Here is a 25,014-nt window from a genome sequence, read left to right on the forward strand (position 1 = left end):
TTCGGCTTAATTCACGAAAATCCGAGCCGCCCGGCGCCGGCGCCCCGCGTATCCGCTCGCGAGAGACAGCGCGCCGAAGATGATGAAGGTCGGCACGTCGAGCAGCGGCGCGATCACGCGGTCCCAGAGCCAAGGGGCGAAAGCCTGCACGGCCTTCTGCGCGGCTTCAAAGGAATTAGGCCCGAGATCCTGCCAGTGGGCGCTGAGCGTCGTCCCCTCAAAGGGACCTGCGCCGTAGACCGCTGGCGTCGCGTCGAACACCAGGGCGATGGTGGCGACCAGGAGGAAGACAGCGGCAAGGAATCTGAAAACGACCATGCAATGCTCATTTTCGGGCTTGATCGACCGATCACGTCGCCTCGTCGGACACAGCCCGCCGGATCGATCTAACACGAGTCCGCGAAAAAGAGGACGCCGCCGGCCAGCTCTGTTGCCTCTGGAGCCGTTCTGGGTATATTGCGCCGCTCCACTCCGGGGAGAGATGGCCGAGTGGTTGAAGGCGCACGCCTGGAACGCGTGTAGGCGGGCAACCGTCTCGTGGGTTCGAATCCCACTCTCTCCGCCATAACCCATTGAAAATTCGAAATAAACGGGACGAGATGCGTCGCCAGACGCAGGTGCCCGGGCAGCCTGCGGATGAACACCCAGGCGGCCAACCGCACGCATGTGCGGTTCAGGTTTTCGGAGGATGAAATGGGTAATCTAAGAACAAGCCAGACATGCCGATCGAAAGCGGGACCAATCTGGCTGTGGCCGCCTATCGCGAACCTCAGCGAGCCTGCTTGGCAAGGCCCGACGGACTATAGAGGCGAATGAAGACAAACACGGCTTCCGCCATCACGCGACGCATACGCACACCCCGAACCACGATCAACGATAACTTTTATAAGATAACATACAGAACTTGTCGATCATTGGGCTTGCGCCGCTTTTCCACAAGGGGTGGTGCAACGTATCGGCATCGTTGTTGCTCGTTCGGCCCGAATGGCCAAGGCGCGACCAAGCAGCGCCCAAATTGTGCGCGAACAGATGTGGAGTTGGGGGGAGGGAGCGCGCTGGGCGGGTGAGTGGGTGAATGCGTAGAGTTGCCGGTATCGTCACCTTCTGGCCCGACCTTGAGCAGCTGATGCCCCGTGTCGCCGCGCTTGCGTGCGCAAGCGAGCGCGTCGTCGTCTTCGCCAACTCTCCTGTTTCGCAGACCGACCGCGCGCGGCTTCTCGGCACGGGCGCTGGGGACGGCGGCATCGAGATCGTCCAGTCGCCCGACAACGTAGGGCTCGGAAGGGCTTACAATCACATTCTGCAATATGCGCAGGCGCGTGGCGCTGACGCGGTGCTCCTGGCAGATCAGGACTCCGACATCGAGCCCGAGACCGTGGAAGTGCTCGCCGCCCGGATGGTCGAGCTCACGGCTGCGGGGCATCGGGTGGCCGTTGTTGGCGCGCTCCCTGTCGCGCCTGACGGATCGCCGACGCGTTTCAAAACGACGCGCCTCTTTGAACGCAGCGTCGGTTCGGACCTACCGAACACCCAGGCCGTCGATTTCGCCATATCGTCAGGCTCGCTTGTTTCGCTCGCGGCGTACGAGGCAGTCGGGCCGTTCCGCGAGGATTTTTTCATCGACGCCATCGACATCGAGTGGTGCTTCCGGGCATGGCACGCGGGGCTTTCATGCTGGACGGCGATGGACGCTCCGATGCCGCATCGCCTTGGCCAAGGCGGCCTGGAGATACCGCTCACGAGGCTGAAGCTGGCTCAGCAGCCGCCTTCGCGCCTTTACACGTATGTCCGCAATCAGGTCCGTATGCTTGGCCTGCGTCACGTGCCGATGCGTTGGAAGCTCAAGATCCTTCCCTACATCGGGTTGCAGGCCGCCGCGTACGCGCTGAAGGGGAATAAAAGACGCGCATCGCTGTCTGCCATCGGCCGCGGATTTCGTGACGGTATCAGGCTCGCACTTAGGGAACCCGGCAACAGCGTGAGCCCTGCGGCTGACGCAAGCGGAACCGCTCCGCTGGAAAAGACATGATGCAGCCGCCCCGCACTTACAGCCCGAGCATCTCGGTGGTCATCCCACTGTACAACGGCGCCGACCACATCGCGCGCGCTCTCGATGGCGTCTTCGCCCAGACCGTGCTTCCGCGCGAGGTGATCATCGTCGACGACGGCTCCGAGGACGACGGCGCAGATCGTGTGAGAGATCTCGAGTCGCCCGTGCCTCTTCACATCCACGCACAGCCTAACGCTGGCCAATCCGCCGCCCGCAATCGCGGCGTGAGCCTCGCGACGGGGGATTGGATCGCATTCCTCGACCAGGACGACATATGGCGGCCTCGGCACCTCGAAAAGCTGCACCAAGCAGGCTCGGCCCTCGCCACGGCTCCGGCAACCTCCGAACCAGGCTGGGTCTACGCCAACGTCGATCTCGTAGATGCCGAGGATCACATCATTCAGCCGTCGCTGTTGCACAGCCGCCCGGGATCCCATCCGAAGGGGAGCGTGCTCGACTGCCTGCGCTACGACATGTTCGTCTTGCCCTCGGCCGCGCTGGTGTCGCGCCGCGCGCTGAAGGCCGTCGACGGTTTCGACATTGAGCTCAAAGGGTATGAGGACGACGACCTGTTCTCGCGCCTGATGCGGGCGGGCTATACGCACGGTTTCGTCGATGAGCCCCTGGTGATGTATCGGTTCCACGATGCGTCGTCGTCGCGCTCGGCCGCGATGGTGCGGTCGCTTATGCTCTATGCCGAAAAGCTTCTGACGGCGTTTCCGAACGAGCCTAAAACCGGTTCCTATCCTGCGCGCGATATCGTGGCGCCACGTTTTCGTCGCGCGCTCCTCGCCGCCCATGCGCGCGCCGTGCTCAGAAATGATGGAGAGTCGCTGGAGGCCGTGAAGGAAGCAACTGAGCGGTTGAGGCCTCATCTGTCGGCGCGCGCGTATTGGACGATGAGAGGCCTCATGCGTGCCCTCTCGCACACTGTGCCGGCGAAGGCAGGCCTGCGCATTGGCAGATGGTTGCACGGCGCGGCGCGCGAGCCGTGGCGACGTTCCGCAGGTGGCGGGTTGACTCTGGAGGCGACCTTGGCATCTTCCTCGGGGGAGCGAGATCAGCGTTCGCATGGGCCGTAGACGATCACGTAGCACGAGATGGATTTGGCTCGGCCTGGCCGGTATCGGCGGGGCCGCGTTTGGGTCGTACCTGGCGCAGATGTTCCTGGCGGCGGAGCCGGCCGATACGACCTGGTACATGGAGCGCAGGTTCGATTTCGGCCGCTATGGATCCGGCACCAGCATCACGCGTGAGGGCTGGCGGGAAGACGAATCCGTGACTTGGATGGACGCGGCCAGCGCATCCCTCGCAGTTCCGGTTGAAAAGGAAAACGACCGTCTCGTCGTCATCCTCAAGGGTATGCTCCCGAAAGGCCGAGAATCGACGCGCGTCGAGCTCTATGCGGATAAGACGCTACTCCAGACATGGCAAACCGATCCCGACACATCCTCGTTCAGCCGCATTTTCAAGATCCCGAGCAGTGCCATTCGATCGCAAACGGTTCCCCTTGCCTTGCGATCCCAAGGTGAGGCCAAGCTGGGTTTGACGTCATTGGAGGTGATTGAGTTCAACGAAGTCGGCTCCTACAAAGGCACGCTGGATAACTGCGCGCGCGATGGTGTGCAGGGATGGGCGGTGGCAGACGGCATGGCAAGCCACGTCGCCATTCTGGTCGACGACCGGCCGGCAAGAGGGCTGTTGGCGGCGATGCAGCGTCCCGACCTTGCACGCGAGCAACTGCCGATCGACGCCGGATTCAAATTCACGTTCGCCGAGCCGCTCGCTCCGGGCTCTGTGGTCAAGGTTGTGCAAGCCAACGGCAAGCGCGTAAGCCGATCGCCGTGCACGGTGAAGTGAAGGCGCGAGGAAAACACCCATATGCTGGCCGTTACGCAAAGCGCTCTTTCCGATATTCGCGCAGGCTTCCGTCTGCGGCGGGTATGGCTCGCGCTTGCAGGCGAGGACATCGGAGATCAGCACAAGAGCACCGTCCTCGGCCCCCTGTGGCTGCTCTTCAATTACCTGGCTTTCGCGGGCGTCTTTATCTTCATCTTCAATACCGGCGACGGCTCGCCGCATTATGCGGCCCACGTCGCAACGGGCCTGCTCGTCTGGTTCTTCATCATGGAGACGCTGACGCTCAGCGTGTCTCTGTTCGTGCGCGAGGAGAGCTTCATTAAAGGCACCACGCTTCCCCTCACGGTCTACGTCATGCGCCTAACCATGCAGTCGACCATCCGTGCGGGATATGCGTCTGTTGGCTGCCTCGGCATCCTGGCGCTCAGCGGTACGCCCGTCACAGCAGCGTGGGCATGGGCCCTTGTCGGCATCCTGCTCATCCTCGTGACCACGCCCGCCGCGATCACGGTCTTTGCGTTCCTCGGCGCCTACTTTCCCGACAGCCAGTTCATCGTCAACAACGTCATGCGCGTCGGCATGTTCTTGACGCCGGTGTTCTGGAGCTATGACGGCTCCGACGGCATCCGCCACATCTTCTACTGGTGGAATCCGTTCACCTACTTCCTCGACGTCGTGCGGGTGCCGATTGTATCGGGCGCGTTTCCGGCGTACGCACTGGCGGTCTGCGCGGCCATTTGCATCTTGGCCTGGACATTCGCCATCGCGCTGCTCGGGCGCTACCGCAAACAAGTTGTCTTTATGCTCTAATGGTTTCGATCAACGCCGATAACGTCAGGCTTGTGTACCGCCTGCGCGCCAAGCTTTCGCTTGCGCTGCAGCGACCGAGGATGCCCACGGGTGGAAGCATCGAGCTCAAGGGCGGCACGCCGCTCGTAACCGCACTTGATGGCGTGAGCTTCTCGCTCAGGGCCGGCGACAGGCTTGGCCTCGTCGGCGCCAATGGCTCCGGAAAGACCACGCTGCTGAAGGTGCTGTACGGAATCTACGAGCCGACCTCTGGCCACATCGAAACGGCCGGTCGCGTGGATGCGCTGTTCAACATCTATCTCGGTTTCAGGCAGGAGGCGACGGGACGGCGCAACATCGTCCTGCGCGGGCTCATCAACGGCTGGAGCGAGCAGGAAATCGAAAGTCGCATGGAGGACATCATCGCCTTCAGCGAGGTTGGCGAGTTCATCGACGTGCCGATCAAGGCCTACAGCCAAGGCATGGCCGCGCGGCTGGCGTTTTCCGTCGCGACCAGCCTCGAGCCGGAGATCCTCTTGATGGACGAATGGATCGGCGCCGGCGACCCGGCATTTCAGGAGAAGGCGCGGGCGCGCATGAACGAGCTGGCGGAGAGAGCCGGCATCATCGTCCTCGCCAGCCACAACCATGCGCTGATCAAACGGACCTGCAACCTGATCCTCGAGCTGGAGAAGGGAAAGGTGAAATCGTTCCTTCCCGCCACCGAATGGTTCGAGAAGGACAAGTGAAGCCCGGCGTGCAGCCGGACTCCTGCGTCGGTTACGTCGGAAGATAGCTCATCCCGAGCGCGGTGAGCGCACAGGCCGCAAGCGTTGGAACCATGCCGGTCTTGAATCGCAGCATGGCGATCATCGCTGCAGCAGAAAGTAGCGCCGCGCGCCAATCGATCGAGGCGAGCACGGGCAGATCCGGACCGACGCCGAAGATATCGAACGTGTGCACCTCCCGGAACACGACGTGCAACCCGAACCAGACGGCAAGGTTCATGATCACGCCGACGATCGCCGCCGTGATCGCGGACAGGGCAGCCGAGATCGTCTGATTACCGCGTAGCGCTTCGATGTAAGGAGCACCGAGGAAGATCCACAGGAAGCAGGGCGCAAACGTCACCCACGTCGTGAGAAGCGCGCCGAGGCCGCCAGCAAGGAGAGGTTCGAGTGCGCCCGGCGCACGATAGGCGGCGAGGAAGCCGACGAACTGCAGGACCAGGATCAGTGGCCCCGGCGTTGTCTCCGCAAGACCGAGACCGTCAACCATTTCGCCAGGCGCGAGCCAGCCGAACGTGTCGACGGCGGCCTGCGCTACGTAGGCGAGCACAGCATAGGCGCCGCCGAAGGTGACGACGGCCATCGTGCTGAAGAACGCGCCGGCCTGCGTCCAAACGGATGAGGACCCTGTCAGCAACCACAGCAGCAGCACCGGCCCCAGCCATACAGGCAGCCAGATCGCGAGCACCGTGAAGGCGCGTCGCCGCGATGGCTTGATATGCTCGAGCTCTCCGCGCTCGAACATGACGTCAATCGCGCCCTTGACGTCGGGTGCCGTATTGTTTCCGCCGTGCCCGCCCGCAAGAAACAGGTGCGGAGCCTGCCGGCCGCCGATCCAGCCCACAAGGCCGGCGACGAGGATAATGAGCGGAAACGGAATCCGAAACACATAGATGCCGATGAACGCCGCAACGGCGATCGCGACCATGGCGTCGTTCTTGAGCGCGCGTCGCCCGATGCGCAGCAAGGCTTCCACCACAATGGCCAGCACCGCCGCCTTGACGCCGAAGAACAGTGTCTCGATCAGTGGCACGTCGCGATAGATGACATAGAGGACGCTGAGTCCCAGCATCACGAGCGCGCCTGGCAGCACGAACAGCAACCCCGCGACGAGGCCACCTGCCGTCCGGTGCATCAGCCAGCCGATATAGGTTGCAAGCTGCTGCGCCTCGGGGCCAGGCAGCAACATGCAGTAGTTGAGCGCGTGCAGGAAACGCTGCTCGCCGATCCAGCGGCGCTCTTCCACCAGCTCCTTGTGCATCAGCGCGATCTGGCCCGCAGGCCCGCCGAAGCTCAGAAGCCCGATTCTGGCCCAGACCCGGACGGCCTCGGCAAAGGTAGGAACTTGAAGCGGACGCGTGTGCGTATCCGTGCTCGATGGTGCGTTCATCGCCGCCTCCGTTATACGCGCATGGAGAGAGGAGCGCTCTGCGGTCGCAGAGATCCGGCACCGTCGACGTACGCGCGCGGAGCGCCTGCATCGAGCATCGGTGACGAAGGAATAATGACGGATTGATCAGAACGATCTGTGACAGACAAAAGCATAGGCGCCCACCCCTTACGTTGGGAACATGGACGCGAACTTTGGGCTGTCGCCTGGAGGGGTAGTCGCGAGTGACCCCTGACCGACAGCTATATCCCGTTTTGTGGGCGGTGCAAGGCGGTACGGGCAGAGGGAGCGGCTACCCGCGCGGAGGCCGCCGCCGCTCGGTAAACCACGCGCGGTATTCGGTCATTTTGCCCCGCTGTGCCTGGGGAGCCTGCCGTGCGCAGGTCTTCGCCTCCTCGCCGCCCTCGGCCGCGCCCCAGCGGAACTCCACGCAGTCGTTAATGTTGTAGGCCATCTCGAGGGCCTCCACGCGGTCGACCACGTCTTTGACCGTCAATGTCCACTCCGAGCCGTCGCTGCGCGTATACGAGAACTTGCGCGCGGCAAGCTCTTTCGCGAGCGTCGCCTCAAGCTCGGCCTTGATCCCCGCGGCATCGGTGCCCTTCGGCATCGCGTACCGGCCCGGCCGCCGCGCCACGCGATCGGGGAAGCGCCGCACCACGTCGATGGCGATCAGAAGCCGAAGGTCTCGGGACGGTGTCGCGAAGTCCTCCCACGCTCCGGAAGTTTCGAAGATCGACGCACCGTCCGGCATGGAAACCACGGCGCCGCCGCGGTTCTGGTAGTTCCGCCCGTTCTCGACCGACGTCACGCGCGCCCGGACCTGCTCGTCCAGCGCCGTGATGGCTTCCGTCATGGCCCGCACCGGATCGAGCGGCTCGGGCGAGATCACGTCGTCCATCTTGTCGTAGAAGCCCTCGATCCCGAGCTTTGTCTGCTCAAGCGAGAAGTCCCCGTATTCGGCATGCTTCGCGATCTCTGCATTGGAGAGCCGCCTGAGGCCGCCCTTGCCGCGCACCACTGGCCGGAAGCGCTTGAAGCCGGGGCTGCCGAGCGCGGGATCTTCTGCGAACAGGAAGTTGCCGCGCCAGAACCGCTTGCGTGCAACCGTGCCATCGGGTTGCGCGTCGACGGCAAGCAGAACGCCGGCCGCATCGCTCGTCTGCGCCACGCGCTTGGCGATGATGAGAATGTGCCCATAGGGATCGGCATAGATCGTACCCGGACGCAAGGCGTCCTGAGTTAGCGGCACCGGATAGTAATCGGTACTGTCGTCCGTTGCGCGCGTTCGGCCCGAGCCGGAATGCACGCTGTTGGCTACCGTCGTCGCCAGGTAATAGCCGAAGCCAGGCACGAGCCCGGCTGGCCGCTGCGACTGTGGCGTGGGCCGCGCCGGCGGCGCCGCGGCCGCGCCGAACAGCCCGAACAGATCACCGCCCGATGCCGTCTTTTCCTCGGGCGGCGGCGCGGGAGGAGGCTCCTCGTTCTGGATGTTCCACCACGCGGTACAGCTCGGCGGCTTGCCGCGTCCGCCGCGCGTGCATTTCGCGTAGCCGAACGGCAGCCCCATCTTGAAGGAGAAGTACGCGCGCAGGAAGTAGGGAAGGTCCGCGCAGTCCGGCTTGACGACGTGGCCCTTCTCGTCCTCGCCGAGGCCCAGGTGATTGAACAGCGCGTTGCGCTCCGGGTTGCGCAGCACCTCGTGCAACGCCGGCCAGGAGAGCGTTTCCTCGAGCGGCGCGTCGAACAGCTTCTCGATCCAGGCCGAATAGAGGTTCTCGTTGGCGCGCGTCCAGGCAGCGCGCACCGGCCAAACGCTTTTCGCGCTGGCCCGCAACGGCGCCGGTTTCTTGCTCTGCACGGCGATGTCGTGGGTGATCGTGCTGCACCAAGCGTCGATGGCGCCGTCGCGCGCGAGTTTGGCCTTCCACGTGCCCGAGGCGGGTTTTTCGACCTCTGCAAACCAGAAGTAAGGCGGCCCGCCGCTTCGCGTGCGTGTCCGGGCCGCGACCGTGCCGTCCGGTGCGACGAGCGTCAGCTCGCCATCGAGCGCCTTCTCCGTTGCCAGAATCACGCGCAGCGGCGCGCCCTTCCAGGGCGTCACGGGCGAGGCAAGGACGGTCGCGCCGACCGCCTCTTCGCAGCTTTCCGGCGCCGACTTGGCCTCGGTACCAAGCGCGCAGAAAAACAAGAAAGATAAAGCGGTTACCCGCAGCAGCGGGGTGGCCGCACGGTCGGCAAGCTGTCGCGCAGAAAGCAATGGGTCCCCCGTGGTTTCCGCGGCTGCAAGCGAGCAGGAGTGTGGAAGTCTGACGGCAAAAAATGGCAAATTCGTCACCGAACAGACTTAACGCACCTGGGGCCTAATCCCTAGGGTCCCTGGCGGCTGGCCTCAATCGGAAGCGACCTGTGCGGCGTTCTCAGATTTCGATAGACCCGCACGCCCCCGCGGATATCGTTCGATGGCGCCCTGAAGCGCACATCTCACATCGAAATCGGCGAATGGCAAACCGCTCCCACCGCAACCGGGGTCACATCGGCATGAATGCCCTGAGGAAAGCGGGGCGTTCCCACCAGTCGCTGCACGCTATCGCTCCGCGCACACTCGAAACCTCTGTCCATACGGTCTTTTCGGCCGATTGCCTCGAGATCCTGCGCGCCCTGCCCGATGCCTCGATCCAGCTCATCGTCTGCGATCCGCCCTACAACATCCAGATGGCGGACTGGGACGCCCACGCAGACTACCTCGGCTGGGCCGCCGACTGGCTGACCGAAGCCCGTCGCGTTCTCTCCGATACAGGCAACCTCGTGATTTTCGGCGGCCTACAGTTTCAGGGCGAGGCTGGCAGCGGGGATCTTCTGTCCCTCGTCTCGGAGGTGCGGCGCCGGCGGCTCCTGAACCTCGTGAACCTGATCATTTGGGCCTACCCGAACGGCATGAGTGCCCATCGCTTCTTCGCCAACCGGCACGAGGAGATCTTCTGGTTTGCGAAGACGGACAAATACTATTTCGACCTCGACAGTGTGCGCGAGCCTTTCGACGAGAAGACACGAAAGGCCTACCTCAAGGACAAACGGCTGCGCGCGGAGTCGGTCGAGAAGGGCAGAAACCCGACCAACGTCTGGCGCATCCCGCGCCTGAACGGCAACGCCAAAGAGCGCGTCGGGCATCCGACCCAGAAGCCCATCGCCGTGATCGAGCGCCTAGTTGCGAGTCTTTCCTATGAAGGCTCGGTGGTTCTGGATTTCTTCGCCGGCAGCGCCGTCACGAGCCGTGTTGCCGCCGCGCTCGCCCGCCACAGCATCTCGACCGACCGCGATCCGTCCGTAGTAGAATACTTCGCGCGCCACATGGCGAACTGGCCGGACGCGGATCGCTCCCGGCGCGCGCCGTTTCGGATGTTGGAGAAGGCCGAGTTCCGCAACCATCCCGCCTTCAGCGAGAACGCCGGCCGAGCGGCGGCCGAATAGGTCAAGCGAGCCTTCGCTGCGTTTCCCCGGCCGCCTCGAAGGCGCGGATCCCCCACCACAGGTAGATCATCGTCAACGCGAAGAGGCTCGCGAACCAGCTCTGCCAGAGCTCGTAGCTTGAAGCGATATGCACCGCAAAGCTCGCAAAAGTAGCGAGTGCATAGGGCTGGGTAGCAATTGGAATGGTGCGGATGGCGTTCAGCACCATAAGCCCTGCGACAATGAACAGAAGCACGCCGACCGCGCCAAACTCATACCAGTTTTGCAAATAGACGTTGTGCGCATGGATCGCGACCGAGTCCTCGCTGCGCTCGAGCCGGACACCGTCCGGCCGTTTCGGATCTTGCTGGCGCATGATGTAGGCCGCGCGCGCACCATGCCCGATGATCGGGTCCTGGAGTGCCTCGTCGGCGGTCTCGTCCCAGATCGTGATACGATGCTGCGCTGAGGATTGCAGCCACGGCGCTTGATGCAAGGCCAATACGTCGTGCGCGAAGTACGCGCCCGGAAGAGCGCCGATGCCAAGAGCAACCCAGCACGCGGCAAGCCCGACGTATGCGGTGCGCCGCCAGTAGAAGGCAATGAGGAAGCAGAGACCGCTGACGATGAGCGCGAGCTTGGAGGTCTCATGATCCGATCCGATCGTCGCCAGCGCCGTGCCTGCGATCAGCGCGATGGCGATCAGCGTGAACTTGCGGCCAGTCCAACTCGAGAGCGCGCAGAGAATGGCCGGCCAAAGGATCATGTTCAACGCGGCAATCGAGCGATTGAGCTCGAAGCTCGCGATCGAGACATTGCCGGCCTGATCGATGCTGTAATACCGCGCAGGGCTGGAAGGCCTGAACAATGAGAACGTCTCCATCAGCGCGGCGCGAACATACTGTTTGGAGAAAACTTCGAGCAGCAGAAAAATAAGGCCAATGGCAAAGGCAATCACGAGCCAAAAGGCCACATGATGCAGGCGTCGCGCAGGTTGTTCGGAGATCCAGCGGTCGATGATGTGCCACTGGAACAGGATGAACAGGATCGACAGGGTAGCCGCCGCCGTTGCGGCCATATCGACGGACCAGGCGGCACTCAACACCGCGAAGCCGAGAAAGACCGCCACCGGACGGCTCGCCGGGGCGGGCTCAAGGAAAGTGCGCCAGGAGACGCGTTCGATATAGGCCATGGCGAGCGCCAGCAACGTCAGCGCGGGCAGAACGAAGACCGTCGAGCGACCGGCAATGACATTGGAGGTAGCAGCGATCAGGAACAGCGTGCCGACGACATGGTCGGAAAGCGGGATGCGGCTTTTCTCTTGGGCATCGACCGGCATGACAGACATTCCGCATGCACTCCCGAAATCGAGCTTATCGCCAGTGCTCCCGAATCCAGGGAGTCGGTCGCACATGTTTGTAAATCTTTTTGTACCATTGCGCCGGCCACCGACCATCGCGCGCTTCGTCCGGATCTGGTTTTCCTGTGAAACAAACGACCTTGGTTCCGGCGGGCAGCGGCGTGGTCAGGAAGAAGTTCAGCGGCCACCTCGGTAGCAGCGAGTGCTTGAAGCTCACGCACCACGCGGCAGGCCAATAGCGCATCTCCTTGATCGAGCGAGAGATATAGGTCTGCGAATTCGGGAAGGCTGCGAGGATCGACTCGGGATCGCGCGCGAGATTTTCGTAGAGGTAGGGGTGCGATCCGACCCGGAACCTGTAGACCGAGGTGTTGCCGATTTTCGACCCCGGCTGTGTCCAGTTCTCGATTACGCAGAATGTCGCGTCCGGAGCATAATCAAAAAACTCGTCGATCGAGCCCGTGATGACGACGTCGAGGTCCATGAAAAGCACGTCCCCGGAAATCCCCTCAAGCTGCGGGCGCCAGAGCCCGATCTTGCGCCACGGCTTGTTCCGTACCCGCTCGGGAAGCACAAGCTCCGGAATGGGATAGCAGGCAACCGCCGGGTCGACGCCTTCGGCGTTATCCGTATAGCAGACGAGCCGCGTATCCCGCTTGCTGTTGCGGCGGATCATCGACCAGAGCGAATTGACATAGTCCGAGGGATAACGATCGCCCCATTTCATGCAGATGATTGTTTGCTGCATAGCGTCCGATGGGGCCTCTCGTTGTTTCCGCGCAAAACCGCATATCGGCTTGTAGGAACGCCGGCGCGGGCAGGGTAACCCCGTTCCGTGTGACGTCGCCGTCGGTCAGTTTCAATCCCCTCGCGCGGTGTGAGGTGCGCTTTGGCCGGTTCATAGAACAGCGCCCCTCCGCAGGCAACCCGGCCCAGGTTGGTAGGCCCGCCAAAGCCGGATTAACCGTCGCACCACCCCCCGGCCTAGCCCAAAAAAGTCGTTGAATACCCGCAACGCTCGGGTAGACCTTGCGGGCCCGCCTGAGGAGACGGGAGGGAGGCCTCCGCCCGTCGGAGGCCTCGGCATGTGAACGTTACGAGGAGTGCGGCATGGTTGGAGACGTTGGGGACATCGTCAGCGTCGACGGCGGCACCCCGCCGTACGTGGTGGTCGGGTTCTTCACGCCGAACTATCGCCCCCTCGCCCAAAATCTGGCGAGAGACCTCGCCGAAACAGGAAATCCGTACCATCTGATCGCCCGCGAGAAGGGCAGCGCCACGTGGCGCAACGTCGTGCACTGGAAGCCCGAGATCGTGCTTGAGGCCATGGACCTCTACCCGCAGTCGAGCATCATTCTGCTCGATGCGGATTCCTCGGTGCGCGGCTCGCTCGCGCCCGCCCTGGATTTCACCGGCGACATCTCCGCCCGCGCCAAGCTGCGGCTGACCAACCACATCTGGCCGTTCCGCCAGAAGACGGTGCTGCACATCTCCTCCCGCAGCATGGTCTTCCGGCCGAACGAGCGTGTGCGAAAGTTCCTCGCCGACTGGCGTGATGAATTGCGCACGGCGCCCTACCATCAGGGCGGCTGCGAGATGGCCATGCGCTTCGTGATCATGCGCTCAATCGGGCTGGCCTTCTGCCCGATGGACCCGCGGTACTCCGGCCTCGAAGTGGACCAGGCCCCGGGCGACGCCGTGGTCGTGCACTCGAGCGCGAGCCGTACCGCCGGCCGCAATTAGTCAGCCGAGCCGAAAGAAACAACTGCAAATCAATTAATTATCGTGCCACCCAATTTAACGGGGGATCACCTGGCCGCGTCCCGTTGACACCCGCGACGGCGCCCGTGCTCCGGCGTATCATGTCGGTACAATCGCGGAAGGGGACCCCGCATGGAAGTGGTGAAGGCATGGGGCGAATGCCGGCCGCGCGGATCGGCTGCGCTCGCATTCGCCGCACTCAAGTATCGCGTCGTGCACGGCGCGCTCAAGAAGCCCGTATACAGGTTCATCCAGCGGCGGTGCCCGGCGCAGGACGTCGAGTTCGACGGCCTCAAGCTGCGCTGTCACATAGCCGACAACGGCCCGGAGCGCTTCGTGATTTTCCCGGAGCGCCGCGCCGCTTGGGACGCGCTTGAGCTGAGTGTCGGCGGCCTTGAGCCCGGCGATGTCTTCGTCGATGTCGGCGCCAATTTCGGCCTCTACTCCGCTATGGCGGCCAAGAGAGTGGGGCCGTCCGGACGCGTCGTCGCCATCGAGCCGCATCCCGAGCTGATCCGGCGGTTGAAGTTCAACATCAACGCTAACGGCTTCGACAACGTGACGTTTTTCGAAGCGGCGGTCGGCGCCGACCCGGGAGAAGCCACTCTCTACGTCAACACATCGAGTTTTGCGGAATCAAGCCTCGTCGCCGAAGGCCCCAATACGCGGGCCGCTTTGCGCGCGACGCCCGTTCCCGTCCGCACGCTGCATGAGATCGTCGAGACCGCGGGGCTAACCCGCATAGATTCCTTGAAAATCGACATTGAAGGCTATGAGGACCGGGCACTCGTGCCCTTCCTGGACACGGCCCCACGACATTTGTGGCCCCGGCGCGTTCTTGTGGAGACGATCCACACCCGCGACTGGGCGACGGATTGCGTGGCCCGCTTCCTGGCCGGCGGCTACGTCCTGGAGCGCGAGACCAAAAGCGATGCGCTGCTCGTGCGCCCGCCTGGCTGAGGCCGCACCAAACCTGTCGCAGCTTCGCGGCCACACGGCGCGAGACATGTTTGGTAAATTTCCTCGCGCGGCCTTGCGGCTGCCTGCATCTCCAAGCAAAACCAAGGAACTGTGAGGCGGTGAGCGTGGCCGGGCAACCCTAGGCCACGCACGGCTAGGTCAGCATAATCTCGACCGCTGAGTGGGGCTGCTTCTTCCAGACGGGATCATTCCATGTCTCTTGGTGCGCGTGCGTTCGTGTTCTTGGTTTACCTGGGGCTCGGGGCATCCTTCATCGCCGTACCGGCGGTGCTGGTCTGGGAGTTCGGTCCCGAGAAGGCCATGACCTTCGCCACCTTCGACAGCCATCTGTTCTTGTTCTTCCCGACTCTCGGTCTCGTCGCGCTCGCGGCGTTCTATCTGCCATCGTGCGCCTTCGTGGACATGTACTGGCGCCACGTCCGTTTCGGCTTCCTGCGCTTTCTGGTCGGGCTCGTCGTCATTGGCGCCGCTGCCGCCCACATCGCGTTCGGCCTCTCGGCCAATCCGCACCGCTCGGTCTGGGACCTCAAGCCGGAAACCCTCGCCGCCGACAAGAGTGAGCCCGTAGAGTGCGGAGATGCGGCGCGGCCGTGCGAGCGCATCGCGCTGATCGACGGCGTTACGAACCTGCGCGAGGTGAGCCAGCGCCGCCTCGGCGTGCGCGAGTTCTACCGGTCATGTCAGCCCGAGCCGCTGATCGAGAGCGCCGACACCGAAGAGGCAAAGCGCTTCTGTTTCGCCTCGACGCCGTTGTCCGCAAGCCCGGTGCTGAGCACCGACGCCGAGTGCTGCCGCGCACAGCAGCGCTTTCAATCGACCATCGACAATCTGTATCTCGACCCCGGGCATCAGTCCGTCACCGGGCGCATTCACAAGCTGCTTCTGCCCGGCAAGGTGTTCTTTCTGTTCATCTTGCTTGCCATCAGCATTCTTTTGACCCTGCGCCATTCCGGCGTGAAGCGACATTATCCGGAGCGGATCGGTCGCATCGAGATCGGCGTGCTGGTCGGCGCCGCGGCCATGATCTTTTTCCCGCTGATGAGCCAGGCCTACGTGCAGTCGGCGGATGCGCTGTTCGGCGTCCAGCAGCGAGGCGGTTTCCGCTCGATCGTGCCGCTGATGAGCTTTCTGTTCGGCGCCTGGGCGATGCTGCTGCTCTTGTTCTCGTTCCGCCAGCACGATCAGGACCTTGAGCTGGCGGCCAAGCTCGCAGGCGTCGCGGCGAGCACGATCGCCGTGTTCAAGTACGACATCCTGGTGTCGATTATCGTCCGCTACCTGGGCTCCGGAGCCAACGAGCTGTCGGTGCTGCTCGTGATCGGGTTGGCGCTGGCGGCTGTGGTCGTGCTGCTGTCTCCATTGGCGCGGCGGCCCAGCAGGCAAACACAAACAAACCCTATCTAACCGGCCGCGCGCGCACGCGCCGGGCAAGGCCGATCAGCGATGGAGACTATGCTTTAGTGGCGGATATCCGCTTGCACGTCGTCCAATTGAGACTTGATCACGCTTGCTGTTTCATCAGCGAGCTTCTGGTTCAGCCGCGCAAAGTACTGGAACTCGGCTTGATACTGCTGTTGCGCCCGCTGGAAGAAGTCAGAGTAGGCGGCAAACAGATCCTGCACCGTCTTGCATTCCATGAAACGTTGCGAGGCAGCCAGATCCTCGTTCAAGCGCCGGTTGACGAACCCAAGCCACTCGTTGTTCGCCTTTGAAACTTGCTCCAGGAACCGGCCGTTGAGCTCGGTCATCGCGGCGAACATCGGACGGTTGATGTTCAGCCAAGCTTCAAATGAACCGAGCGCGGCGGACTTGTCCAAGCCCTGGTCGGCTAGCGATCTTGACGCACTTGCATTCATGGTACGCTCCTCCACCAGTGTTCGTTTTTCGACACGTGATCCAAAGCATGCAATGCCGAAGCGCTATTTCGTCTGCAGCCGGACTATGGCGCTTGATTCCGATCAAGCTTCGGCTTCCAGAAGTTCTTTGCAAATGCCCAACGCCTTCGGTTGGTTGCATCGTCGCAAACGGATCGGTTCGATGTCGTACGCGACGCCCGTAAATTGGCACCTTCCCGTAGCGAAGGCATCTGCTCCCGCCGCATCAGCGAGCCTCTCTACTGTTGCGCCGCGCGGTGCGGGGCGCCTCAACCTTTCTAAGTTATCCACAAGATCCGGGCGCATTTTGGACGCTCGAGCGCCACGCATCGGGCTCTCGAATTCTAGGCGAGAACCAGAAGCTTCCGCCGGAATTGTTCATTTTGATATTCAGAATCAAAGCCGTCCCATTGTGAGATTTCGAAAGAATTCCATGCCGAAAACAAATGGCGCACGCGCAGCCGCGAAAGTCCCCACATGTTGCATACCTTGAGCGCCGTCGCCGACCGCTGGATTGCCCGCCGCGTCTCGCCGGAGCCGGAAGCCCTTGCCGCTGTTGAGGGTTTGACGCCCACGGTTATCATCACGGGCGGCTCGCGCGGCATAGGTCGTGCGATTGCCGGTGAATTCGCCCGCGCTGGACGTGCTGTGTTTCTTATCGCGCGTGAGCCAGGTCCCGTCGAGGCGGCCGCCCTCGAGATCGCGCGCACCACCGGCGTCCGCGCCGTACCGCTCGCACTCGACGTGACGCTGCCCGACGCTCCTCAGCGCATCGACGCTGCGCTCGCAGAAGCGGGCCTCTACGCGGACGTGCTCGTGAACAACGCAGGGGTCGGGCTGTCGGGTGTCTTCGTCGATCAGCCGGGCGCGGGCATCGAGGATCTGATCGCGCTCAACATCACCGCGACGAGCCGGCTGATGCACCACGCATTGCCGCCGATGCTGGCGCGCGGACGCGGCGGCATTCTGAACGTTGCTTCGCTTGGCGGCCTCGTTCCGGGCCCATACCAGGCCGCCTACTACGCCAGCAAAGCTTATCTCGTCTCGCTGACGGAGGCGGTGGCCTTCGAGGCGCGCGGGCGCGGTGTGCGCATCACCGCCGTAGCGCCTGGTCCCGTCGACACGCGGTTTCATCGCGCCATGCACGCCGACGACGCTCTCTATCGCACGGTACTGCCGTCGCAAGGCGCAGAGGCCGTCGCACGCAGCGCCTATCGCGGCTTCATGCTGGGGCGAAGGCTGATCGTGCCGGGGCTCGTCCCGACCGTTGCGGCCGTCTCGGTGAAGCTTCTGCCGCATGCGCTGACCGTGCCGATCGTCGGCACGCTGCTGGGCACGCGCACGCCACCCGGCGCGCCAAAGTAAATATTCGTAAACCGATGAAGCGGCGCTGCGTTTGCAGAGTTGAAACGATTTCGCGCTTTAATCGCGATGGCGCCAGGGAATTGGTCCAGCGTACCTTGGTGTGAAGCGGCGGCCTGACGGGAGTACGGCTCTCGATAGGCTGCCGCCACTGTTTTGAGGGAAGCGTTATCCAAGTGTCCGGGCGCGCGCCGCGCAGGCCTCAGGCGGCACCCTTCTTCTTTGCGACTTCCTTGGCGAGCTTGTCGACGAGCGTCTTATCAATCTTCGGCGGCCGCCGGCTGATCGGCCGATCGGGGCCTTTGTCCTCGCCGATCGCGAGCGCATCGCTGGCCGGAAACGTCGCTTCCAGCGCCTCGTCGAGTTCCTGCTCGAGCTCCGCCTTCTTTCTCTTATCGATCGTCGTCATCTAGAGCGGTCCTCCCTTTAAATGAGAGCATTATGAAACGCGCGAGCGGGAGCGGCGGTTCCTGGCGCCGCAGGACCGTGAAAAAGCCCATCCGCGGTAAACGGATGGGCTCTTCTTTTCCGCCTTGGGGACGGCTTACGGATTTAGATGCGGCGGCGAAGCGCGCGGTAGCCGGGCTCCACGTAGTCCGAGACGCGGCTCAGAAGATCGGTGTCGCGGCGCCCTGACGACATCTTCCAGAGCGCGCCGATCGCACATGCGGCAACCACGACGGCACCGATCGCGACATAGGGCTGCTCGCGCACGAAACGCTTGGTGGCAGCGAACGCGTCCTCGGCTGTTTCACCTGCGGCTCTCAGCGCTTTCTCGCCTTCGCGTGCCGCGGTTTCGGCTGCTTCGCCGGCCTTCTGCCGCAGCTTATGAACGGCTTCATTGGCTTCGCGGGCACGCTGTTCGGCAGCGTTCTGATAGGATTCATACGATTGGGCCATGTGCGGCTCCTTATTCTTAGCGAGGAATCGAGGATTTCGGAGACCGAACGCGCCTCTGACGGGTTTCGTTCCGGCCCCCCCCTGGCTGCCGGCTCCGCGTGGCGGCCAGGGGAACCTTAGCTTGCACCGGCGGCACGCTGCTTATATGCGGACGCCTTGGTCGAACGGGATGAGCGGATAGCATGCAAATTCTCGCCATTGCCGACATTAAACAACGCAAGCGGTACCCGCACGGCGACGACACGTTATCGTCAAATATGGGGCGTGCCGAATGACCTTCGAGCACAAGCTCATCGTTGCCTGCACTGTGATGGCGACCGCCCTGCTCTACTTCGCTCTCGCCTATATCAACGAGCGTAAGCTGACCGCGGAGATCTGTGCCTACATCCATCGGCAAGTCATCGTGCTGCCGTATGGCGCGCGAAGCAACGAAGCGCCGTACGGGCTGGAACACGTTTACAACCGATGTGTGCAGTCAAACGCGATCAGCCCGCAACGGCGCTGAATCCGGTGGGCCGAGGCGCGCTATCGTAGCGGCTTGAAGCTCGATCAAAATGTGCATGTTCGAGGACTTTCCTCGAACCGGAATCTCCGCACGCGGTTGGCGTGGCGGCTGCGCGCAACAATCGACAAAAAAAGATCGCGCCGCGAGCAGGGCTCGAACCCGTGACGCCGTCAAACGACGGAATTCAAACGAACCCGAAGGCGGAGCATGAATTCAGAAGCTAAGAGTCTTCGCCCTCTCCGAAGCCACTGCCGTTTGCGGTGTTCAGCACCCCGAAATCTTGCGAGCGCGAACCATCGAGAACTTGCCCTGTGCGAGCCGCGGCGAGGCCGCGTTTCAGCAACTCGCGAACGGCCGAAGCTCGTGTCGGCAGGCGGTTGGCGAAGCGAAAATCATCTATGGCCCGAAGCTCTTCCGGGCCGAGCATGACCTGAAGACGCTCCTCTCTGGCAGCGTTCATGACACGTACTCCGTATGCATTCTTACTAATAATTAGTCAGTTGCCAAATAGTTGCAAAGGTAGCGGCGTGAGCCGTTTGAATGGTACGCGACACCACCGCAGAATGATTGGCTAACCAATTGTGGACGCAGAGAATTTGTTTAAAGAAAGGGGGTGATGAATAGAACGCAGGAAACGGCGATCATGCCGCCCGCTAACGCGGGAAATGCGATAGCGCGCCCTCGTATCTTTGTCCTGAAGGATGATCCGACGCGCTCGCTGAACGTTATCGACACCTGCCGCGAACTCGGGTGCGATATCGTGGGGCCCGAACGGAATCTTTCCCCGCATGTGATGGAGCTGGCAAGCAACGCCCACGTCGATGTCGCCGTGGTGCAGTTGGTGCTTCAAAACACCAGTTGCGACCCGGTCATCTGGGCGTTTCTGGACCGGGGTGTGCCGGTGCTGATTTGCAGCGCGCTGATGGCGAACGCGGTGAGGCGGACGTATCCGGGAGCGGAAGTGCTACGCGAGCGATACTCTCGAGAGGAGCTGTGCCTAGCCTTGAACCGGCTCCTTCTATCTTCAGAAAGGTCCCGCGCGCTTGCATAGTCGCACGAGGGGATTGAATATTTCGCGCCGCGGACCGGCCGGATGCATGTGAGCGAGGCGCTTAGTGTGCACGCCGATGCGCAAAGACTATGGGCGTCCCAATACGAAGTGCTGGAAGCGGGCAAAAAGCGGTGTGTTGCAGGAAGCGAAACCGGTATTGGAAAGGCCCTGCAGGAGAACTTTGCCAACCGTGGATTGATTAGCTGGCTCGCATATTCCTGAAGGGCCTGTCCCCGTCGGGTGTATTAGTCGGCGGGCGCGTTTTTGCCGGAGGCGCCTTCGCCGGCTCCCGTCGTAGCGGTGCTCTTGATGAGGCCTTGGTTGCAGGCGTTGCGGAACTCATCCTGCTCAAGGGTCATATCTCCGTCGGGATTCACCGCGTCGAAATCGGTGACATATTCTGCGGCAGCGCTCTTGGAGAGCTTGCCGTCCGCGGAGGCGGCCTGCATCCAGAGCGCGTCGCACTCGGCTTGGGCAAGTTTCTGGCCGGTCTCTGCATAAGCGGTGCTGGCCATTGCCAGGACCAACGCGGAGGCAACGATTGTTATTTTCATTGTACGTCTCCTCTCAAGCCACTTGGGGCAATATCATAACCCGGAACAAATGGGGGGGTTCCGGAGGAGGCGCTGGCACAAAGATCGAGTGTTCTGCAGCCGGCCTGGTCGTTCCAGTCGCGGACGAAAGCCCACGGGCTGCGGAATTTGCGAGCACATCTCGCTGAGGCGAATGAATTTGAAGCCTCACCGCTCAAGCAGGCTGTCGAAATGAGGAATCGTCGAAAGCTGTGGTGCCGCAAACAGGACTCGAACCTGTGACCCCGTCATTACGAATGACGTGCTCTACCAACTGAGCTATTGCGGCTTTGCCGTCGGCTGGAGGCCTAGGCCCCTGCGGCGCGCCTTGATAGGCCGAATCCGCCCCCCGTTCAAGCGTCACTTGAAGGCGCGACAACCGTCCGTCCCTCGGGCACCGCCGCTCCGGGAGTCTAGGGAACCGCCCTTGGGTGCCAATACGTTATGGGTCCGACCCCAAAGCGCCGGGTACCAGGAGGGGGACAAGTCATGACGTCGCGGGACCCCATTCTGAACGATCTCATTTTGCGCATGCGCCAGCCCATCAACATCCAGGATGTGGCCGAGGAAGACGCCTTGCGCATCATGGTACGGCTCGGGCTTTCGCACCCCGTGACGCTGGCGGCCGCCATGAAGATCGTTGCCTCCGAAATAGGCCACGGCCGTCTGCGCGAGATTGAAGCCACGGCGCGGGCGCTGCACGCTAAGCTGCTGCGCCGGCACGAGGAGCCTGGCACGCGGCAATAAGGACCGGACCACTATAGCCCCCCACCCAGAGTGCGGTGATCGCCCTAGAGCTGCCAGACGGACGTGCGCTTGATCTCGGCATCCTCGAGCTCGCGCGTCACCGGCACTTGGTATTCCGCCGCCAGCGTGAAGCGGCCGGCAGGAAAATAGCTGCGCTTGGGATCGCCGATCAGAACCCGCGCGCCGGCCGCGGCGGCCTTCTCGATATAGGCTGTGACGCGCGCCGCGAGCTCCCGCTCGTAGAAGAGATCGCCGACCAGCACGACGTTTGCCGGGCGCGGCTCCTGCGCCAGGAGATCGTCGCGTGTCACGTCTATGGTGACACCATTGCGCGCGGCATTCACGTGAACGGCGGCAAGTGCCAGCGGGTCGATGTCGGCGGCGAGCACGTGTGCAGCCCCGGCTTGTTTGGCCGCAATCGCGGTAAGCCCCGAGCCCGAGCCGAGGTCGATCACCGAGACTCCGGTCGTGATCTCGGGATTGTCGAGCAGATAGCGCGCGAGCGCCTGTCCACCGGCCCAGGCGAAGGCCCAGTAGGGCGGTGGCACGTTCATCTCGCCGAGTTCATCCTCGGTCTTCTGCCAGATCGGCAGGCTTTCCTCGGCAAGATGCAGCACGACCTCCGGCACCAGCGGCGGCGCGAGCGGTCGCGTATTGGCGACGATGAAGGCTTCGGCTGCGTGAGGATCGTCAGGATCGAGCGCCGGGCTCATGTCTTATTCACGCGCTTTGTCGAAGAGAGTCCGCCCATGCGGCAGACCTCCTTCCATTCCGCCTCCGTCACGGGCTGCACGGAAAGCCGGAAGGATTTGACGAGAGACATTTCCGCAAGCCGCGGGTTGACCTTGACGTCGACGAGCGTAACGGGCCGCGGCAGGCGCTCGAGCGCACGCACATCGACGCACTGCCATTTGCCGGTATCGTCGCTCGGATCGGGATGCGCCAGAGCGATCACCTCGCAGATGCCGACGATCTCCTTGCCGATATTCGAATGGTAGAAGAAGCAGAGATCGCCGAGCTTCATCGCCTTCATGTTGTTGCGCGCGGTGAAATTGCGCACGCCCGTCCACGGCTCGCCCTTGGCACCCTTGGCGGTGAGGTCGTCCCAGGAAAATGCGTCAGGCTCGGATTTCAGCAGCCAATAGGCCATCGCGGGCTCGTTCTGGGTTTGAGTTCGGACGCCACCTTACGCCATTCGGGCTCCGCCTCAAGCGCAGAGGGAGGGCGATCAATCCTCGGCCTTGAACGGGCGATTCATGAGGCCGCTGATGGCGTCGTCCACTGTCACGCGGCCTTCCAGCACGGCGTGCACGGCCTCGGTGATGGGCATCTCGATACCAAGCTGCTCTGCGAGCTGCATCACCACGGCGGCCGTATAGACTCCTTCGGTCACAGAGACGCGCTTCCCAAGCACGGCATCGAGCGTTTCGCCCTGACCGAGCGCGCGCCCAAGGCTCATGTTGCGTGACTGCGGGCTGCTGCACGTCAGCACGAGATCGCCAAGCCCGGAGAGCCCCATCATCGTTGCCGGCCGCGCGCCACGCGCATGGCCGAGACGACGCATCTCGGCAAATCCGCGCGTCACGAGCGCAGCGTGCGCACTCGCACCGAGCCCTTTTCCATCGACGATGCCGGCCGCGATCGCGAGCACGTTTTTTAACGCGCCGCCAAGCTCGACGCCCACCACGTCATCCGACCAGTAAAGGCGAATCTGAGATCCACCAAGGTCTTCGGCAAGACATTCGCCGAGCGCCTCATCGTGACAAGCAATGGTCAAGGCGGCCGGAAGTCCGCGGGCCACGTCCGCTGCGAAACTCGGTCCCGAAAGCACGGCGAGCGTCGCCTCCGGCAGTGTTTCGGCTACGACGTCGCTCATCAGCTTTCCGGTCGTCCGCTCGATGCCCTTGGCGCAAACGATGACGGGCTGCTCGGAGCGGATATGGGGAGAAAGCTCGCGCGTCACCGCACGCACGTGCTGCGCCGGACAGACGAGCAGCAACGCGTCGGCGTCCGCACACGCCTTGAGATCGTCGGTCGCGGAGAGCCTCGGATCGAGCGCCACGCCGGGCAGGAACGCGCGATTGACGTGCCGCGTCGCGATATCCGAGACGGTCTCGGGTTCGCGCGCCCAGAGCACGACGCCGCGCCCGGCGAGCGTCAGCGTCTGCGCGAGCGCCGTCCCCCACGCGCCGCCGCCGATCACGCCGATGCGGTCTATCGTCAACGGCATCGTGCGCCCTCCTCCGGCGAAGATTGAGCCCTGCGGCGCCATACATTCATGCTTTCACCCCCGCGCCGATAGCGGCCGGCGCCTCGGGATCGAGAGGCCAGCGCGGTTTTGGCGCAAAGTCGAGACCGTCGACAAGGCCCCGCGCCAGCCGTTCCGCACCGGCCCAGGCGATCATGGCGGCATTATCGGTACAGAGTGCGGCAGGCGGCACGGCGAGCGCAAAGCCGCGTGCGTGCGCGAGCCGCGCCAATGCGGCGGCGATGCTCTTGTTCGCCGCGACGCCGCCCGCGACGGTCAGCACACGCGGCGCGCCGTGCTCGAAGGCGCTCTCCGAAAGGTCCATCGCGCGCGACAAGCGATCGATGACGATGTCGCAAACGGCGGCTTCGAAGGCGGCGCAGAGATCGGCGACGTCTTTGTCGCTGAGCGGCGCAATCGCCTCGGCGCGCTGCCGCAATGCCGTCTTGAGGCCCGCAAGCGAGAAGTGCGGTTCGGCACGTCCGAGCATCGGACGCGGCAGCGGAAAGCGCTTGGCATCGCCGCGCTGCGCGGCGCGTTCCACCTCCGGTCCGCCGGGATAGCCGAGCCCGAGCAGCTTCGCAGTCTTGTCGAAGGCCTCTCCGATGGCGTCGTCGATGGTGGTGCCGATGCGGCGATAGCGCCCGACGCCCTCGACAAGCAACGTTTGCGTATGCCCGCCCGAAACCAGCAGCAGGAGATAGGGTGGCGGAACCCCATCCGTGAGCCCGACCGTCAGCGCATGCGCTTCGAGATGATTGATGGCGAGAAACGGCTTGTCCGCCGCCAGCGCCAGCGTCTTGCCTGTCACCAGCCCAACGACGAGCCCGCTATTGAGCCCAGGGCCAGCCGTTGCCGCAACGCCCGAGAGATCGAAGAGCGAAACGCCGGCCTCCGACAGAGCCGCACCCAGCAGCGTATCGAGGCATTCGACGTGCGCGCGCGCGGCGATCTCCGGCACGACGCCGCCGTAAGGGCGGTGCTCGGCGAGCTGCGAGCGCACGACATTCGACAAGATGCACCCGCGCGCTGGCCCGTCGCGGGCCACGACGGCGGCCGCCGTCTCATCGCAGCTCGTCTCGATGCCGAGGATCAGCAGCGGCTCCCCGCCCGCATGTCCGGCGGCCATCACGCACGCCTCCCTTGCACAAGAGAGCCGGCACTCACCACCTTATGAGGAAGCCCACACTCCGGCCCGCGCCGCAGCGCCGGAAAATCGGAGGCAAGCCGCCGCGATACCCCGACCGTCATCCCGGCGCAGGCCGGTATCAGGAAACGCGGAAAATGGAATGCAGCCGTGCGGCTTGGCTGAAGCATTAACTGGAC

At 63.3% G+C, this 25,014-nt stretch carries 27 protein-coding genes and 2 tRNA genes; 14 read left to right on the forward strand and 15 right to left on the reverse strand.

The genetic code is table 11. The annotated features are described in order from the left end of the window. Positions 1–6 precede the first annotated feature (6 nt). Positions 7–318, reverse strand: a complete 312-nt coding sequence (locus CS1GBM3_RS14395; RefSeq protein WP_072396134.1) for a hypothetical protein — start codon at positions 316–318, stop codon at positions 7–9. A gap of 157 nt (positions 319–475) precedes the next feature. Here CS1GBM3_RS14395 and CS1GBM3_RS14400 point away from each other — a divergent pair. The 6 genes from CS1GBM3_RS14400 (at position 476) to CS1GBM3_RS14425 (ending at position 5,448) form a co-directional block, all read left to right on the forward strand. Continuing rightward, positions 476–565, forward strand: a tRNA-Ser gene (locus CS1GBM3_RS14400). A 510-nt stretch (positions 566–1,075) separates the two neighbouring features. Further along, entirely contained in the window at positions 1,076–2,029 is a 954-nt protein-coding gene (locus tag CS1GBM3_RS14405; RefSeq protein WP_072396135.1) for a glycosyltransferase, read from the forward strand. Continuing rightward, positions 2,026–3,132: a glycosyltransferase family 2 protein gene (locus tag CS1GBM3_RS14410; protein WP_083567610.1), complete on the forward strand. Its 1,107-nt coding sequence runs from the start codon at positions 2,026–2,028 to the stop codon at positions 3,130–3,132. The genes CS1GBM3_RS14405 and CS1GBM3_RS14410 overlap by 4 nt, the downstream gene beginning before the upstream one ends. 205 nt (positions 3,133–3,337) lie before the next feature. Further along, on the forward strand, positions 3,338–3,910 hold the full coding sequence (locus CS1GBM3_RS14415; RefSeq protein WP_139247923.1) for a hypothetical protein: 573 nt from the start codon (positions 3,338–3,340) through the stop codon (positions 3,908–3,910). A 21-nt stretch (positions 3,911–3,931) separates the two neighbouring features. Next, the gene (locus CS1GBM3_RS14420; protein ID WP_072396138.1) at positions 3,932–4,720 is read left to right on the forward strand and encodes an ABC transporter permease; all 789 of its coding nucleotides are present in this window, start codon (positions 3,932–3,934) and stop codon (positions 4,718–4,720) included. 80 nt (positions 4,721–4,800) lie between these two features. Continuing rightward, complete coding sequence (locus CS1GBM3_RS14425) at positions 4,801–5,448, forward strand: ABC transporter ATP-binding protein (protein WP_244534659.1); 648 nt, start codon at positions 4,801–4,803, stop codon at positions 5,446–5,448. Positions 5,449–5,479: 31 nt separating this feature from the next. Here CS1GBM3_RS14425 and chrA read toward each other — a convergent pair whose 3' ends face one another. Beyond that, the gene (gene chrA, locus CS1GBM3_RS14430) at positions 5,480–6,877 is read right to left on the reverse strand and encodes a chromate efflux transporter (RefSeq protein ID WP_072396140.1); all 1,398 of its coding nucleotides are present in this window, start codon (positions 6,875–6,877) and stop codon (positions 5,480–5,482) included. 292 nt (positions 6,878–7,169) lie between these two features. After that, positions 7,170–9,068, reverse strand: a complete 1,899-nt coding sequence (locus CS1GBM3_RS14435) for a hypothetical protein (protein ID WP_244534709.1) — start codon at positions 9,066–9,068, stop codon at positions 7,170–7,172. 311 nt (positions 9,069–9,379) lie between these two features. On the opposite strand from CS1GBM3_RS14435, the gene CS1GBM3_RS14440 reads away from it, so the two are divergent. Then, on the forward strand, positions 9,380–10,348 hold the full coding sequence (locus CS1GBM3_RS14440; protein WP_072396143.1) for a DNA-methyltransferase: 969 nt from the start codon (positions 9,380–9,382) through the stop codon (positions 10,346–10,348). A gap of 1 nt (position 10,349) precedes the next feature. Here CS1GBM3_RS14440 and CS1GBM3_RS14445 read toward each other — a convergent pair whose 3' ends face one another. Both CS1GBM3_RS14445 and CS1GBM3_RS14450 read right to left on the reverse strand, forming a co-directional pair. Beyond that, positions 10,350–11,675 carry an O-antigen ligase family protein gene (locus CS1GBM3_RS14445; RefSeq protein WP_072396145.1) on the reverse strand — a complete coding sequence of 442 codons (1,326 nt, stop codon included), beginning with the start codon at positions 11,673–11,675 and terminating at the stop codon, positions 10,350–10,352. Between the two features lie 25 nt (positions 11,676–11,700). Then, positions 11,701–12,435, reverse strand: coding sequence for a hypothetical protein (locus tag CS1GBM3_RS14450; protein WP_072396147.1), 735 nt, complete (start codon positions 12,433–12,435; stop codon positions 11,701–11,703). Between the two features lie 362 nt (positions 12,436–12,797). Here CS1GBM3_RS14450 and CS1GBM3_RS14455 point away from each other — a divergent pair, with 362 nt between their 5' ends. From CS1GBM3_RS14455 to CS1GBM3_RS14465, 3 genes are all read left to right on the forward strand, one after another. Further along, positions 12,798–13,430 (forward strand): hypothetical protein, encoded by a 633-nt coding sequence (locus CS1GBM3_RS14455; protein WP_072396149.1) that lies wholly within the window; start codon positions 12,798–12,800, stop codon positions 13,428–13,430. A gap of 150 nt (positions 13,431–13,580) precedes the next feature. Then, the gene (locus tag CS1GBM3_RS14460; protein ID WP_072396151.1) at positions 13,581–14,408 is read left to right on the forward strand and encodes an FkbM family methyltransferase; all 828 of its coding nucleotides are present in this window, start codon (positions 13,581–13,583) and stop codon (positions 14,406–14,408) included. 213 nt (positions 14,409–14,621) lie between these two features. Further along, positions 14,622–15,833 carry a hypothetical protein gene (locus CS1GBM3_RS14465; protein WP_072396153.1) on the forward strand — a complete coding sequence of 404 codons (1,212 nt, stop codon included), beginning with the start codon at positions 14,622–14,624 and terminating at the stop codon, positions 15,831–15,833. A 53-nt stretch (positions 15,834–15,886) separates the two neighbouring features. Here CS1GBM3_RS14465 and CS1GBM3_RS14470 read toward each other — a convergent pair whose 3' ends face one another. Further along, positions 15,887–16,285 carry a phasin family protein gene (locus CS1GBM3_RS14470; protein WP_072396155.1) on the reverse strand — a complete coding sequence of 133 codons (399 nt, stop codon included), beginning with the start codon at positions 16,283–16,285 and terminating at the stop codon, positions 15,887–15,889. 495 nt (positions 16,286–16,780) lie between these two features. Here CS1GBM3_RS14470 and CS1GBM3_RS14475 point away from each other — a divergent pair, with 495 nt between their 5' ends. Next, complete coding sequence (locus tag CS1GBM3_RS14475) at positions 16,781–17,668, forward strand: SDR family NAD(P)-dependent oxidoreductase (RefSeq protein WP_072396157.1); 888 nt, start codon at positions 16,781–16,783, stop codon at positions 17,666–17,668. Between the two features lie 199 nt (positions 17,669–17,867). On the opposite strand, the gene CS1GBM3_RS14480 is transcribed toward CS1GBM3_RS14475, so the two are convergent. Continuing rightward, positions 17,868–18,074, reverse strand: coding sequence for a hypothetical protein (locus CS1GBM3_RS14480; RefSeq protein ID WP_072396158.1), 207 nt, complete (start codon positions 18,072–18,074; stop codon positions 17,868–17,870). 143 nt (positions 18,075–18,217) lie between these two features. Continuing rightward, complete coding sequence (locus CS1GBM3_RS14485; RefSeq protein WP_072396159.1) at positions 18,218–18,565, reverse strand: hypothetical protein; 348 nt, start codon at positions 18,563–18,565, stop codon at positions 18,218–18,220. A gap of 271 nt (positions 18,566–18,836) precedes the next feature. On the opposite strand from CS1GBM3_RS14485, the gene CS1GBM3_RS14490 reads away from it, so the two are divergent. After that, entirely contained in the window at positions 18,837–19,070 is a 234-nt protein-coding gene (locus CS1GBM3_RS14490; protein WP_072396160.1) for a hypothetical protein, read from the forward strand. Between the two features lie 220 nt (positions 19,071–19,290). On the opposite strand, the gene CS1GBM3_RS14495 is transcribed toward CS1GBM3_RS14490, so the two are convergent. Further along, positions 19,291–19,530 (reverse strand): hypothetical protein, encoded by a 240-nt coding sequence (locus tag CS1GBM3_RS14495; protein WP_072396161.1) that lies wholly within the window; start codon positions 19,528–19,530, stop codon positions 19,291–19,293. Positions 19,531–19,686: 156 nt separating this feature from the next. Here CS1GBM3_RS14495 and CS1GBM3_RS14500 point away from each other — a divergent pair, with 156 nt between their 5' ends. Then, a complete protein-coding gene (locus tag CS1GBM3_RS14500; RefSeq protein WP_072396162.1) occupies positions 19,687–20,121 on the forward strand; it encodes a hypothetical protein in 435 nt (144 codons plus the stop codon). Positions 20,122–20,366: 245 nt separating this feature from the next. On the opposite strand, the gene CS1GBM3_RS14505 is transcribed toward CS1GBM3_RS14500, so the two are convergent. Next, a complete protein-coding gene (locus tag CS1GBM3_RS14505) occupies positions 20,367–20,675 on the reverse strand; it encodes a hypothetical protein (RefSeq protein WP_139247924.1) in 309 nt (102 codons plus the stop codon). Positions 20,676–20,906: 231 nt separating this feature from the next. Continuing rightward, positions 20,907–20,982 (reverse strand) — tRNA-Thr (locus CS1GBM3_RS14510). Positions 20,983–21,182: 200 nt separating this feature from the next. On the opposite strand from CS1GBM3_RS14510, the gene CS1GBM3_RS14515 reads away from it, so the two are divergent. Continuing rightward, the gene (locus tag CS1GBM3_RS14515) at positions 21,183–21,440 is read left to right on the forward strand and encodes a hypothetical protein (protein ID WP_072396164.1); all 258 of its coding nucleotides are present in this window, start codon (positions 21,183–21,185) and stop codon (positions 21,438–21,440) included. Positions 21,441–21,484: 44 nt separating this feature from the next. On the opposite strand, the gene CS1GBM3_RS14520 is transcribed toward CS1GBM3_RS14515, so the two are convergent. The 4 genes from CS1GBM3_RS14520 to tsaD form a co-directional block, all read right to left on the reverse strand. Next, entirely contained in the window at positions 21,485–22,153 is a 669-nt protein-coding gene (locus tag CS1GBM3_RS14520) for a class I SAM-dependent methyltransferase (RefSeq protein WP_072396165.1), read from the reverse strand. Next, positions 22,150–22,590, reverse strand: coding sequence for an EVE domain-containing protein (locus CS1GBM3_RS14525; RefSeq protein WP_072396166.1), 441 nt, complete (start codon positions 22,588–22,590; stop codon positions 22,150–22,152). The genes CS1GBM3_RS14520 and CS1GBM3_RS14525 overlap by 4 nt, the downstream gene beginning before the upstream one ends. A gap of 78 nt (positions 22,591–22,668) precedes the next feature. Next, complete coding sequence (locus CS1GBM3_RS14530; RefSeq protein WP_072397528.1) at positions 22,669–23,670, reverse strand: NAD(P)H-dependent glycerol-3-phosphate dehydrogenase; 1,002 nt, start codon at positions 23,668–23,670, stop codon at positions 22,669–22,671. A gap of 46 nt (positions 23,671–23,716) precedes the next feature. Next, positions 23,717–24,787 carry a tRNA (adenosine(37)-N6)-threonylcarbamoyltransferase complex transferase subunit TsaD gene (gene tsaD / locus CS1GBM3_RS14535; RefSeq protein ID WP_072397529.1) on the reverse strand — a complete coding sequence of 357 codons (1,071 nt, stop codon included), beginning with the start codon at positions 24,785–24,787 and terminating at the stop codon, positions 23,717–23,719. Positions 24,788–25,014: the final 227 nt, after the last annotated feature.

The sequence above is a fragment of the Hyphomicrobium sp. CS1GBMeth3 genome (assembly GCF_900117455.1).
Lineage (GTDB): Bacteria > Pseudomonadota > Alphaproteobacteria > Rhizobiales > Hyphomicrobiaceae > Hyphomicrobium_C.